Origin of the sequence: Roseomonas gilardii, from assembly GCF_001941945.1 — a bacterium.
In the GTDB taxonomy this organism is placed as follows: Bacteria; Pseudomonadota; Alphaproteobacteria; order Acetobacterales; family Acetobacteraceae; genus Roseomonas.
The window spans coordinates 2,522,888-2,534,874 of sequence record NZ_CP015583.1 but is presented as its reverse complement, the minus strand read 5'-3'; the positions used below and the strand labels follow the sequence as shown (position 1 = coordinate 2,534,874).

The 11,987-nt window shown below is 73.4% G+C and carries 12 protein-coding genes; 4 read left to right on the top strand and 8 right to left on the bottom strand.

The window, feature by feature from the left end:
- Positions 1-50: 50 nt before the first annotated feature.
- Positions 51-1,343 (bottom strand): MFS transporter, encoded by a 1,293-nt coding sequence (locus RGI145_RS11605; RefSeq protein WP_237183049.1) that lies wholly within the window; start codon positions 1,341-1,343, stop codon positions 51-53.
- Complete coding sequence (hrpB, locus tag RGI145_RS11600; protein WP_075798462.1) at positions 1,340-3,802, bottom strand: ATP-dependent helicase HrpB; 2,463 nt, start codon at positions 3,800-3,802, stop codon at positions 1,340-1,342. The genes RGI145_RS11605 and hrpB overlap by 4 nt, the downstream gene beginning before the upstream one ends.
- Positions 3,803-3,887: 85 nt before the next feature.
- On the opposite strand from hrpB, the gene RGI145_RS11595 reads away from it, so the two are divergent.
- The 4 genes from RGI145_RS11595 (at position 3,888) to RGI145_RS11580 (ending at position 8,150) form a co-directional block, all read left to right on the top strand.
- Entirely contained in the window at positions 3,888-6,128 is a 2,241-nt protein-coding gene (locus RGI145_RS11595; RefSeq protein ID WP_075798461.1) for a protein-disulfide reductase DsbD family protein, read from the top strand.
- Positions 6,125-6,757, top strand: coding sequence for a redoxin domain-containing protein (locus RGI145_RS11590; protein WP_075798460.1), 633 nt, complete (start codon positions 6,125-6,127; stop codon positions 6,755-6,757). Before RGI145_RS11595 ends, RGI145_RS11590 begins: the two co-directional genes overlap by 4 nt.
- A 67-nt stretch (positions 6,758-6,824) precedes the next feature.
- The gene (locus RGI145_RS11585; protein WP_156878498.1) at positions 6,825-7,166 is read left to right on the top strand and encodes a hypothetical protein; all 342 of its coding nucleotides are present in this window, start codon (positions 6,825-6,827) and stop codon (positions 7,164-7,166) included.
- A 102-nt stretch (positions 7,167-7,268) separates the two neighbouring features.
- Positions 7,269-8,150, top strand: a complete 882-nt coding sequence (locus RGI145_RS11580) for an alpha/beta hydrolase (RefSeq protein ID WP_075798458.1) — start codon at positions 7,269-7,271, stop codon at positions 8,148-8,150.
- Between the two features lie 63 nt (positions 8,151-8,213).
- On the opposite strand, the gene RGI145_RS11575 is transcribed toward RGI145_RS11580, so the two are convergent.
- The 6 genes from RGI145_RS11575 to RGI145_RS11550 form a co-directional block, all read right to left on the bottom strand.
- Entirely contained in the window at positions 8,214-8,570 is a 357-nt protein-coding gene (locus RGI145_RS11575) for a DUF952 domain-containing protein (RefSeq protein WP_075798457.1), read from the bottom strand.
- A 25-nt stretch (positions 8,571-8,595) separates the two neighbouring features.
- Positions 8,596-9,093 carry a cell wall hydrolase gene (locus tag RGI145_RS11570; RefSeq protein WP_075798456.1) on the bottom strand — a complete coding sequence of 166 codons (498 nt, stop codon included), beginning with the start codon at positions 9,091-9,093 and terminating at the stop codon, positions 8,596-8,598.
- Between the two features lie 64 nt (positions 9,094-9,157).
- Positions 9,158-9,541 carry a hypothetical protein gene (locus RGI145_RS11565; RefSeq protein WP_075798455.1) on the bottom strand — a complete coding sequence of 128 codons (384 nt, stop codon included), beginning with the start codon at positions 9,539-9,541 and terminating at the stop codon, positions 9,158-9,160.
- 2 nt (positions 9,542-9,543) lie between these two features.
- Complete coding sequence (locus tag RGI145_RS11560) at positions 9,544-9,960, bottom strand: hypothetical protein (protein WP_075798454.1); 417 nt, start codon at positions 9,958-9,960, stop codon at positions 9,544-9,546.
- A 272-nt stretch (positions 9,961-10,232) separates the two neighbouring features.
- Positions 10,233-11,708 carry a phage terminase large subunit gene (terL, locus tag RGI145_RS11555; RefSeq protein ID WP_075798453.1) on the bottom strand — a complete coding sequence of 492 codons (1,476 nt, stop codon included), beginning with the start codon at positions 11,706-11,708 and terminating at the stop codon, positions 10,233-10,235.
- Positions 11,671-11,985, bottom strand: coding sequence for a hypothetical protein (locus RGI145_RS11550; protein ID WP_075798452.1), 315 nt, complete (start codon positions 11,983-11,985; stop codon positions 11,671-11,673). Before RGI145_RS11550 ends, terL begins: the two co-directional genes overlap by 38 nt.
- Positions 11,986-11,987 lie beyond the last annotated feature (2 nt).

Below are 11,987 nucleotides of genomic sequence, written 5' to 3'. Positions count from 1 at the left end.
GGTTCCGGCGGCGCCCGCGTCCTTCCGGACCCGGGCGCCGCCCTCCGTGCCTAACGCGAAAGCGCCTCCAGGTTGTCCACGCGGCGCAGCGCCGGGAAGAGGCGCATCCAGAGCAGCACGATCACGATGCTGCCGAGCCCGCCCAGCACGACGGCGGGCACCGTGCCGAGCAATGCGGCGGTGACGCCGGATTCGAACTCGCCGAGCTGGTTGGAGGCACCGATGAACAGCATGTTCATGGCGTTGACGCGGCCGCGCATGTGGTCGGGCGTGGCGAACTGCACCAGCGCGGAGCGGATCACCACGCTCACCACATCCGCCGCGCCCAGCACGACGAGCGCCGCGACGGACAGCGGCAGCCAGGTCGAAAGGCCGAAGACCACCGTGGCCAGGCCGAAGAGGCCGACGGCGCCGAACATCTTCAGCCCGGCATGGTGGCGCATCGGGAAGCGCCCCAGCAGCAGCGACATCGCCAGCGCGCCGATCGCGGGCGAGGAGCGCAGCAGGCCGAGGCCCCAGGGGCCCGTGTGCAGGATCTCCCTGGCATAGACGGGTAATAGCGCCACGGCGCCGCCCAGCAGCACGGCGAAGAGGTCGAGCGTGATGACGCCGAGCAGGATCGGACGGGTGCGGATGAAGCCGATGCCGGCGAAGGCGTTGGCGAGCGTCAGCGGCTCCCGCCGCGGCGGCGTGTGGTCCAGCCGGATCAGCGTGGTGGCGAGGGTGGCGGTCAGGAAGAGCGCGGTGACGACCGAATAGGCGAGGCTGGCGCCGAGCGCGTAGAGGATACCGCCCAGGGCCGGGCCCAGGATCATGGCGGTCTGCATCGCCGAGCTGGTGAGCGAGATGGCCTGCTGCAACTGGGAGGAGGGCACGAGGCCCGGCAGCAGGGAGGCGGTCGCCGGGCTCTCGAAGGCGCGGGCGCCGCCCACCGCCGCCACGGCCACGAAGATCAGCCAGGTCGGGGTGTGCCCCGCCAGGGCGGTGGCGGCCAGGGTCAGTCCGGCCAGCGCCTCGGCGAGCTGGCAGATGCGCATGATGTGGCGGCGGTCGTACTGGTCGGCGATATGGCCCGCCGGCAGGGTCAGGATCATCTGCGGCAGGAACTGGGCGAGGCCGACCATGCCGAGGGCGAAGGTGCTGTCGGTCAGCGCATAGACCTGCCAGCCCACCGAGACGGCGATGACCTGGAATGCCAGGGCGGAGGAGACCCGCGTCACCCAGAAGAGCAGGAAGGAGCGGTTTCGCAGCAATGGGGACGCCGCCTCGGCCTGGGCGGCGGATGGCGCGGTCGCGGTGTTCAGGGGGCCGTCGCCGGCCGGCTGGGATGGTGCGTCACTCATGCGGGGGCGGTCGGGTCCTCGGGCCAGGCATGTTTGGGATAGCGGCCGCGCATGTCCTTGCGGACATCGGCCCAGGCGCCGCGCCAGAAGCCGGCGAGGTCGGCGGTCAGTGCCACGGGGCGTCCGGCGGGGGAGAGCAGGGCCACCTGCAACGGCACGCGCCCGCCCATCAGCGGCGGCAGGCTGGCGAGGCCGAAGAGGTGCTGGGCGCGGGCTTCCAGCGTCGGCGGGTCGCGGTCGTAGTCGATGGCGGCGGAGCGGTTGTTCGGCAGTTCCAGCCGGTCGGGCAGTTCCGTGTCCAGGCGCCGGCGCTGTGGCCAGTCGAGCAGGCCGGAAAGGATCTCATGGGCGTTCAGGCCGCGCAGCTCGGTGAGCTTCGTCAGCCCGTGCAGATGCGGGGCGAGCCATTCCGCAGCGCGCGCCGCGAGCGCCTCGTCGGAAACGTCGGGCCAGGATTCCGGCTCCACGCGATGTGCCCAGGCGAGGCGGGCGCGCAGGCGGCGGGAGGCGTCGGTCCAGGGCAGGTCGCGGAAGCCGCGTCCGGCCACCGCTTCGGCCAGTGCCTCCGCCACGGCGGCGGGATCGGCGACGGGGAGGGTGGTCTCCTCCAGCACCAGGGGGCCGAAACGCAGGCGGCGGCGGGGCAGGACGGCGCCGGCGCGGGCGTCGAAGCTGGCGCCTTCCTCCCGCACGAAGCGTTCGGGGAAGCGTTCCTCCAGCACGGCGCGGCTGAGCGGGGCGGCCATGCGGATGCGCGCCTCGGTGCCCTGGAGGGCGAGGTCGGCCACCGCGAGCAGCGGCTGCTTGCCCAGCGGGTCGGTGGCGCCGAGGCGGGCGCCCTGGCCGGAGGCGAGGCGGAAGGCGCCGTCCATCGTGCCGCGCTTCGCCGCGATCCGGTCCGGGAAGCCGGCGGCGAGCAGGGCGCCGGGATCGCCCTCCGCCGCCATGCCGCCCGGCACGCGCAGGCGGCGGCGGTGCAGCCCGGCGGCGCGGCGGATGCGGGACAGGGTGGCGCGGTCGGCACCGGGATGGTCGCCGCCGCGCAGCAGGTCGAGGCGCAGCTCGATGTCGGAAGGCGCGTCGCGGTCGCGGGAGGGGGCGCGGATCGGGTCGCGTTCCTCCAGCAGCGCCGCGAGGTCAGCGGCCAGCGCGCGTTCCTCGGGCGAGGCGGCGGCTTCCATCATCCGGGCGAGGCGCGGATGGGTGCCGAGGCGCGCCATGCGGCGGCCGGTCGGGGTGATGCGGTTCTGGGCGTCGAGGGCGTCGAGGTCGCGCAGCAGGGCGCGGGCGGCGGCCAGCGTGCCCTCGGGCGGCGGGTCGGGGAAGGCGAGGTCGCGCGGCTCGGCGCCCCAGGCGGCGCAGTCCAGGGCGAGGCCGGACAGCTCGGCCTCCAGGATCTCGGGCCGGTCGGCCAGGGGCAGGCCGCGGTGCAGCGCCTCGCTCCAGAGACGGATGGCGACGCCAGGCTCGGTGCGGCCGGCGCGGCCGGCGCGCTGTTCCGCCGTGGCGCGGCCGATGCGCACGGTGGCGAGCTTGGAGAGGCCCGAGGCGGGATCGAGCCTTGGCACGCGGCGGAAGCCGCCATCCACCACGATGCGCACACCGGGCACGGTCAGCGAGGTCTCGGCGATGGAGGTGGAAAGCACCACCTTGCGCCGCGCGGAGGGGGAGAGGGCACGGTCCTGCTCGGCGGGCGGAAGCTCGCCATGCAGGGCGATGACATCGGCGTCCAACCCGCCCAGGCGCTCGGCGGTGCGAGCGATCTCGCCCCAGCCGGGCAGGAAGGCCAGGACGTCGCCCGGATGCTCGCGCAGCGCCTCGCGGATCGTGCCGGCCATGGCCTCCGGCAGGTCCCGCGGCGAGGCGAGGTCGCGTGGGCGGTGGCGGATCTCCACCGGGAACATCCGCCCGGCGCTCTCGATCACCGGGGCGGGGCGGCCCGCCTCGCCGAGCAGCGTGGCGAAGCCGGCGGCGTCCAGCGTGGCGGACATGGCGACGAGGCGGAGCTCCGGCCTCAGGGCGCGTTGCAGGTCCAGGCAGAGGGCGAGGCCGAGATCGGTGTCGAGATGGCGCTCATGCGCCTCGTCGAACAGCACGGCGGCGACGCCTTCCAGCCCGGGGTCGGATTGCAGGCGGCGCACCAGCAGGCCCTCGGTCACGACCTCGATGCGGGTGGCATCGGAGACGGCGCGGTCGAGGCGGGTGGTGAGGCCCACGGTCTGGCCCAGCGCCTCGCCCCGCAGGTCGGACATGCGGCGGGCGGCGGCCCGGGCGGCGAGGCGGCGGGGTTCCAGGACCAGGATGCGGCCATCCCCCAGCCAGGGCTCGTCCAGCAGGGCGAGGGGGACCAGGGTGGTCTTGCCGGCGCCCGGCGGGGCCACGAGGACCGCGTTCGAGGCATCGCGCAGCGCCGCTGCCAGACGGGGCAGGGCTTCCGTGACGGGAAGTTCGGGGAGCATGCTGCCGTCAGATAGGCGCAAGCGTCGCGCTTTGTCACATGCCGAGGATTGCAAGGCGTTCATGTTGTCGCGTTTAGTGAGGCAAATGGGACAGGTGGTTGGCATTCCGGGGATTCCGGCCAATGGTCCGGTGAAGGTGGCCCTGGTCGCGGGGCTTCTCCTGGCCGCGCCGGGTCTCGCCTGGAATGGCGCGCGGGCCACGGAGTCCGAACCTGTCGCCTCGCCGCGCGCGACCGTGGTGCTCGCCAGCGAGATGGCGGCGGTGGCGCCGGGGCAGAGCTTCCGGCTGATGCTGCGGCAGAGGCTGGCGCCGGGCTGGCACACCTACTGGACCAATCCGGGCGATGCGGGGCAGCCGCCGGAGCTGGTGCTGGACCTGCCCGCGGGCGCTTCGGCGGGGCCGCTGCAGTTCCCGGCGCCGGAGCGCATCCCGCTCGGGCCGCTGGTGAATTTCGGCTATGAGGGGCGGGCGGATTTCCCGCTGACCGTGACGGTGCCGGGCGACCTGGCGCCGGGGCAGGTCTTCACCGTGCAGGGCAGCGGCAACTGGCTGGTCTGCGAGAAGGTCTGCATCCCGGAGGAAGGGAGCTTCCGCCTGGACCTGCCGGTGGAGGCGAAGCCCCGGCCGGATGCCGCGCTGTCGGCGGATTTCGCGGAGGCGGAGGCGGCGCTGCCCAGGCCCTCGCCCTGGGTGGCGCGGGCGGGCTTCGATGGCGCGCGCGGCGCCCTGGCGCTGGACGGGACCGAGCTGGGGCCCGGCGCGGTGAGGCAGGCTTTCTTCTTCCCGGCGGAATGGGGCGCGGTGGACAATGCGGCGCCGCAGCCGCTCAGCCTGCGCGACGGCGGGCTGGTGCTGGGCCTGTCGCGCGGCCAGGGCGATGCGCCGAAGGACCGGCTGGAGGGCGTCGTCGCCATCACCGACGCGGCCGGGACACGCGCCGCCTATGCGGTGTCCGCGGCGATCGGGCCGGTGCCCGTGGCGGCGGAGGGCGCGCCCGCGGTAACTGAAGGCGTGCCAGCGACGACGGCGGGTGTGCCGGCGGGCGCCGCGGCGCCCCGGGCCGCCGTTCCGGGCATCGGCCTGTTGCAGGCGGCGCTCTGGGCGGCGCTGGGTGGGCTGCTGCTGAACCTGATGCCCTGCGTCTTCCCGATCCTGGCGATGAAAGCCATCGGGCTGGCCCGCCTGTCCGGCGAGGCGCGGCGCCGGGTGCGGGCCCATGCCGCGAGCTACTGCGCCGGGGTGGTGCTGTCCTTCCTGGTGCTCGGCGGCGGGCTGCTGGCGCTACGGGCGGCGGGAGGCGTGGCAGGCTGGGGCTTCCAGTTCACGCAGCCGGTCTTCGTGGCGGTGATGGCCTGGCTGATGCTGCTGGTCGGGCTGAACCTGTCCGGCGTCTTCGCCTTCGGCGGGCCGGTCTCGGCGGGCGGCGGGCTGGCGGCGCGGGGCGGGCATTCGGGCAGCTTCCTGACCGGCGTCCTCGCCGTGCTGGTGGCCACGCCCTGCACCGCGCCCTTCATGGCGGCGGCGCTGGGGGCGGCGCTGCTGCTGCCGGCCCTGGCGGCGCTGGCGGTCTTCGCCGCGCTCGGGATCGGCATGGCGCTGCCCTATGCCCTGCTGGCGCTGTTCCCGGGACTGGCGGAGCGCCTGCCGCGCCCGGGGCCCTGGATGGAGCGACTGCGGCAGTTCCTGGCCTTCCCGATGTATGGCGCGGCGGCCTGGCTGGCCTGGGTGCTGGCGCAGCAGAGCGGGCCGGACGGGGTGCTGCTGGTGCTGGGCGGCGCGGTGCTGGTGGGGCTGGCCGCCTGGGCCTGGGGACAGGCGCAGCGCACGCCGGAAGGGCTGCTGCAACGGGCCAGCCGGGGGCTGGCGGCGCTGGCGATCCTGGCGGGGCTGGCCGGGCTGACGCGGCTGGACACGGCGCCGGCGCCGCGCGTGGCCGAGGCGGGCGGCGAGGCCTGGTCCGAGGCGCGGCTGGCCGCGTTGCGCGCGGCGGGGCGGCCGGTCTTCGTCAACCTGACGGCCGCCTGGTGCATCACCTGCAAGGTGAACGAGCGTGTGGCGCTCGACCAGCCTTCCGTGCAGGATGCCTTTTCCCGCCGTGGCGTCACGGTGCTGGAGGGCGACTGGACGCGGGGCGACCCGGCCATCACCGCCCTGCTGCGAGCCCATGGGCGGGACGGAGTGCCGCTGTATCTGCTGTACCCGGCGGGAGGGGGTGAGCCCGCCGTGCTGCCGCAGATCCTGACCGAAGGGATCGTGCTGAAGGCCCTGGACGACACGCTGCATGGCGTGGCCGGGACGGAAAGAGGAGGAAGGGGGACCACGTGATCAAGCCGCCGACGCGCCGGAAGGTTCTGGCCGGCACCACTGCCGTTGTTTCGACCTGCCTGCCGCGATGGGCGCTGGCCGCGCCGCTGATCGGGGCGCCGGCGCCCGAATTCAGCCTGCCGGACCAGGATGGCGTGGTGCGCGGACTGGTGGAGCAGCGCGGCAAGCTCGTGGTGCTGGAATGGACCAACCACGACTGCCCCTATGTCCGGAAGCACTACGGCAGCGGCAACATGCAGGCGCTGCAACGGGAGGCGACGCGGCAGGGGGTGGTGTGGTTCTCGGTCGCCTCCTCCCCGGAGGGGGAGCAGGGGCATGTCACCGGGCGGCAGGCGAAGACCCTGACCGTCAACCGCGACGCGGCGCCGACGGCGGTGCTGCTGGACCATCGCAGCCAGGCGGCCCGGGCCTATGGCGCCACGACCACGCCGCAGATGTTCGTGATCGGCCCGGACGGGGTGCTGCTCTACATGGGCGGCATCGATTCCATCCGATCGACCCGGCAGGAGGATATCGAGCGCGCGCAGCCTTTCTTCCGCGACGCGCTGCGGGCGGTGCTGGCGGGCCGGCCGGTGGAGCGGGCCTCCACGCCCCCCTATGGCTGCGCGGTGAAGTACGCGCCGATCTGAAGCCGGACGCTTAACCTTCCGGCAGGAAGACCGGGCGCATCCTGCCGCGATGCGACCGATCCCGCCGATGGCTCCGCTGCTCGCGATGCTGGCCCTTCCGCTGTGCATGACCGTCGCATGGGCGCAGGCCGTGCCGGGCGATGCCTTTCCCGCCCATGCGCCGCCGATGCCGGTCTGCAACGCGCCGCGAGAGGGCGTGGCGGCCTGCCTGGGCGGGCGGCAATGCCTGTGCCGCTTCGAGCGCGGCGGCAGCATCGCGGGGCGGCCGGATGGGTATCGCTGGGATTGCGGCGTGCTGCGCCCCTCCTGCGCCGAGGTGCCGGCGGAGACGGCGCCGCCCGCCGCCGGAATGCAGGTCTTCCCGCAGATCACCCTGCCGGAACCGGAGGGCTGGCCGCAGCGGCGGTGAGCCGCCGGGTTGCTTCCCCAGGGGCCGCTTCACAGGGATGGACCCGCATGGTTCCCTGCGCGTGCCGGAGGGGAGACACGGACTCCGGTGGAGGAAACAGACATGCCGGACCATCACCGGAGATCACGCGGGCTGCGCGTCATTCTGCTGTTCGCGATGCTGTTGCTGCTGGCACCGCCGGCCTGGGCCGGAAGCATCGTGACGCGGGAATTCCGTTCCGAGCAGCTCGGCCGGGCCTGGCGCTACAACGTCTATCTGCCGGATGGCTATGACGGCGGCACGCTGCGCTATCCGGTGCTGTACCTGCTGCACGGCAATGGCGGCTCGCTGAACGAGTGGCCGGTGAAGGGGAACCTGCAGGCGACGGCCGACCGGCTGATCCGCGCGGGCGAGATCCCGCCCGCCGTCATCGTCCTGCCCGATGCGGGGACCACCTGGTACGTGGACCGCAAGGAGAAGATGGAGAGCGCCTTCTTCCAGGACCTGATCCCGGATGCGGAGAAGAGCTTCCGCGTGCTCGACACGCGTGAGGGCCGGCTGATCGGCGGGCTGTCGATGGGCGGCTACGGCACGCTGCGCTTCGTCATGCTGCATCCGGAGATGTTCGCGGCGGCGGCGCTGCTCTCGCCCGCGATCTACGATCCGGAGCCGCCGGAGAACTCCTCGGCCCGCCGCGTCGGCGTCTTCGGCGCGGAGCAGTACGATCCGGCGGTGTGGAAGTCGCTGAACTGGCCCACGCTCTGGGACGGTTTCCTGGCGAAGAAGATCGCTGTGCCGATGTACATCAATTCCGGCGATGACGACGATTTCTTCATCGAGGGCGAGGCGACGCGGCTCTATGACCGGCTGCGCCGCGCAGGGCAGCCGGCGCAGCTCCGCATCGTCGATGGCGCGCATGTCTGGCCGGTCTGGGAAAGCACGATCGGCGATGCGATGCGCTACGTCTTCTCCTTCGCCTCCCGGCCGGTGATCCCGAATCCCTGACGCGGGTGGCTGTCGTGACGGTGGGGCGCCGGTGCCCGCCGTCAGGGCACAGGGCGCATGGTCTCAGGGAATGTCCGCGGGAAAGACATGCCGTCCATCCGCCCCCAGCGGGACATGCTGCGCGGAACGAACCGCCGGCAACGGCAACGGGCCGTAGAGATGCGGGAAAAGGCCGGGCCGGGAACTCCCGGCGGCCGGTTCCCAGCGCAGCGCCTCGCCCAGCGCCGGGACGGAGACCGCGACCATCCAGAGATCGGACTCCCCGGCCCGGTGCTTCGCGGCGCTCTGCCGCAACTGCGCCGCGGTGGAGAAATGCAGGAAGCCGTCACGCCGGTCGTCGGCGGAACCGTGATAGGCGCCCGCCGCCTCGGCGGCACGCCAGTCCTCGCCACGAACGAGGGTGTAGATCGTCTGTTCCATGGCCGGTGCTTGTAGCACCGCCGTGTCAGACGGCGAGGGCCAGGGCGGGGCGGTCCACCCGCTGCCGCGCGGCGGCAGGCTCGGGGCGGTAGAAGAGCAGGCCGCCGATCTCCGCGACCGGCGTGCGGCCGATCGACCAGGATGGCTGGCTGTCATCCGCGTGCATATGCGTGGCGCCGCCGGTCGGGTCGGGCAGCGCACCCGCCAGGGCGCGCAGCGCGACGCGGCGGCAAAGCTCCATCTGGGCCGAGCGGGCGGCCTCGCCGCCCGGTGCGGCGGCGCGCAGCCGCGCATGGTGCGGATGGCGGCTGTTCCAGCACGGGAACTGGAAGGGCGCGCGACAGATCCCGGTGATGCCCTGGCCCCAATGGCCCTGGCCGGAACGGTGGCGGTTCATCACCAGCGCGGCCAGCGCCTCGATGGCGCGCAGCGGGCGGTCGCCGGCCTCGGCATAGAGGGTCAGGGCGAGGATCGCGGCATCATGCGCGCGGTTGTCGGCGGAAGAACTGTCGGTGGCGGTCATCGCGGCTTTTCCGGGAGGGTTCATGGGAGGGGTCCGGGAGCGAAACGGGTAAATTCCACCCGCATCAGGTTTCGATTTCCTCAAGACCGGGCAGGGAAGGCCGTGGGCCAGGGCCGGAATCGGGACCGGGCAGTGTGGCATCGAGCTGGTGGCGCAGCGCATGGGCCCGGGCGTGCCAGGCGCGGGCAAGCTCCCGCGCCCGGTCGCAATCCGCCTGCAACGCTTCCAGGCGCAGGCGCATCTTCTCCAGCTCCTGTTCCTGCCGCGCGATCCAGGCGCTCTGCCGGGCATCGAGCGAGGCCATGACCTGGGCGCGTTCCCGCGCCTCGCGCTCCTCGCTGGACAGGCGCGTGGTCAGCCAGGCGCCGCGCGCGTTCAGCCAGAGGCCGATGGCGGAGATGGCGCCGGAGGCCAGCACGACCCACCAGGGGCTCGACTGGTCGGACATGCTCAGGGCAGCTCCGGCCGCAGGCGAACCAGGGAGACGAGGTTGATCGCCGCCATCACGGCATAGAGGGCCATGGCGGGGGCGCCGGGATCGGCGAGGAGCAGGGCCAGGAACAGGGTGGTCCACCACCAGCTCCCGAGGAAGCTCGCGGCCCGGCGGGCGCGGCGGTGGTCGGCCAGCAGCGAGGCCACCTGGATCAGCCCCAGCACGGCGCCACTGGCCTGCCAGAAGCGCTCGTCGGCCAGGGGCGGCGGCAGGGAGGTGGCCAGACGGAAGGTGGGGCGGGCACCGGGCTCCACCGCCGCCAGGAAGGTCCAGAGCGTCCAGACCAGGCAGGCGGCGCCGGCCCAGAACTCGGCCCACCAGGGTTCGCGCCGCAGCAGGCGGCCGAGATGGCGGAAAAGGGGGTCAGCCGCCATGACGGGCCCGCCGGTGGGGCTGCGGGAGCGTGCGGACCATGCCGAGCGATAGGCAAGCCGCTTCTGTCCATGGTCGGGCCATGGGGTGTTCCTTTCAGGGATGGAAGAGCGCGCACGGGCAGGGCCGGCCGTGGGGACGGCCGTCGGGGCGGTGTGGAGGCGGCGGAAGACGCCCCCGAACGCGCGATCAGGCACATCCCGGAGCAGGCGGGACGCGCGGGGCGCAGGGATGGCGTTGATGCGGCGAGGCTACGAAGAAATTATTCCTATTGTCAAGCGGAATTCCCGTGCCATCCGCGCCCGCGTGGCGTGGCGGGCTGGCCCGGCATCCGCACCGGCTCCGCCAGCAGGCAGCCGGCCACGGCATCCAGCGCATCGTCGCGCTGGTTCGCCAGATCCGGCCGCCAGCCTGCCATTTCCGCCGGGAAGCCGGTGCGGAAGACGCTGTCATGCGCATGCAGACGCCGGGCGGCCAGGGCCGGGTCCAGGGCGCCCAGGATGCGTTCCCGCTTGGGGCGGGAATTCGACTGCTCCACCACCGTGCAGGCGGCGCCGGCGCGGGCCATCTCCCGCCGTAGCAGGGCGGGCAGGAAGCGGCCGATGCCGTTGGTCTCCACCCGCACCACGGGCAGCAGAAGGTCCCGCGCCAGGGCGGCGACGCGGGCGCATTGCTGCGTGGCCGGGTCGGGCTGCGCGTCGGGCTCGTGCGTCAGATAGGCGAGACGGTGCAGATAGTGGTTGCCCTCCGCATCGGCGTAGAGCGCGGCGAGCACGCTGGCGTCGCCACTGCCGGGGCGGCCATAGGCGGGGTCCCAGTAGCCGCCGCCGGAAACGAGGCGGCGGCCGAGCAGCGACAGGACGGGACGCCCGCCGCTCTCGGCATAGACAGTGTCCTCGCCGTAGCGGACGAGCAGGCCGGGATCGAGCCGCGCCGCCGCGTCCTCGGTGGCCTCCAGCATCATCTGGCGCGCGAAGTGCAGCGGCCCGACGCGATCCCGCAATGCCGCCACCGCTGCCGCGCCGAAGCGTTCCGGCCAGGCGGAGCGTCCCGCCGCATCCAGCAGCGGCAGGCGCAGACGGTGGTAGCCGCGCAGGAAGGCGCGCTCGTCCCCGGGCGGGAGGTAGAGCGTCTCCGCGCAATGCGGCGTGCCGACATAGAGGATCGTGCCGCCGGGGGTCAGCACGAACTCCGTCTCCGCCAGCCGTTCCCGCAACTCTGCGCGCCGGGCGGGCGTGTCGCAGTTGCCGGCGACCTCGACATCGTCGCAGACGATCACGTCGGCGCGGGAGCCGGTGATGTTGCCCAGGATGCCCGCCGCCAGCATCGAGGGGTCGCGCAGCGCGCCCTCGCGCTTCACGGTGAAACGGTCGGCGGCCCATTCGCCCGGGCTGTCCGGCAGCAGATGCGCGCAGAGCGGATGCCGTGTCAGGATGCGGCGGACATTCGCCACCATGCGCGTGGCCAGCGCCGCATCCGCCGCCAGGACCAGGATGCGCGCCTGCGGGTCGCGCAGCAGGGTCCAGGCGCACCAGAGTCCGACCAGCGTGGACTTGCCGCAGCCGCGGAAGGCCATCAGCAGCAGGCGCCGGTCGGCTGCCACGCGCCGGGCATCGAACCAGCGCGCGATGCGGCGGTGGACGCCCGGCGTGGCCTGGCCGAGCCGGGCGTTCCAGACCCAGACGAATTCCAGGAAATCCGGTCCGGTCGGTTCAGGCGTCCTCGTCGCCCGTGTCGTGGCCGTCGTCATCCTCTCCTTCCGCCGCGATCTCGGCGCGGGCCTGGGTGAGCAGGGTCTGGACGTCATCCCCCGCCGGTGCCGTGGCGAGGCCGGCGCGGGCCAGTTTCAGCAGATGCTCCAGATGGGTGAGGGCGGTCTTCGCCGCGGCGTGGTGCGCGGCGAAGCCCTTCGGGTCCTCATGCGCGCCGGGCATGGGCTCGCGTGCAACGAAGGCACCGTAATCCGCGACCACGCGGCGGATCGCCGCGTGGAGTTCCTCCGGCGGCAGGATTCCGTCCGCGCTCATGG

What these genes read in the sequence shown, in the direction of transcription:
- RGI145_RS11605 (WP_237183049.1), bottom strand. Translation starts at nt 1,343, where the DNA reads ATGAGTGACGCACCATCCCAGCCGGCCGGCGACGGCCCCCTGAACACC.
- hrpB (WP_075798462.1), bottom strand. Translation starts at nt 3,802, where the DNA reads ATGCTCCCCGAACTTCCCGTCACGGAAGCCCTGCCCCGTCTGGCAGCG.
- RGI145_RS11595 (WP_075798461.1), top strand. Translation starts at nt 3,888, where the DNA reads ATGGGACAGGTGGTTGGCATTCCGGGGATTCCGGCCAATGGTCCGGTG.
- RGI145_RS11585 (WP_156878498.1), top strand. Translation starts at nt 6,825, where the DNA reads ATGGCTCCGCTGCTCGCGATGCTGGCCCTTCCGCTGTGCATGACCGTC.
- RGI145_RS11580 (WP_075798458.1), top strand. Translation starts at nt 7,269, where the DNA reads ATGCCGGACCATCACCGGAGATCACGCGGGCTGCGCGTCATTCTGCTG.
- RGI145_RS11575 (WP_075798457.1), bottom strand. Translation starts at nt 8,570, where the DNA reads ATGGAACAGACGATCTACACCCTCGTTCGTGGCGAGGACTGGCGTGCC.
- RGI145_RS11570 (WP_075798456.1), bottom strand. Translation starts at nt 9,093, where the DNA reads ATGACCGCCACCGACAGTTCTTCCGCCGACAACCGCGCGCATGATGCC.
- RGI145_RS11565 (WP_075798455.1), bottom strand. Translation starts at nt 9,541, where the DNA reads ATGTCCGACCAGTCGAGCCCCTGGTGGGTCGTGCTGGCCTCCGGCGCC.
- RGI145_RS11560 (WP_075798454.1), bottom strand. Translation starts at nt 9,960, where the DNA reads ATGGCGGCTGACCCCCTTTTCCGCCATCTCGGCCGCCTGCTGCGGCGC.
- terL (WP_075798453.1), bottom strand. Translation starts at nt 11,708, where the DNA reads ATGACGACGGCCACGACACGGGCGACGAGGACGCCTGAACCGACCGGA.
- RGI145_RS11550 (WP_075798452.1), bottom strand. Translation starts at nt 11,985, where the DNA reads ATGAGCGCGGACGGAATCCTGCCGCCGGAGGAACTCCACGCGGCGATC.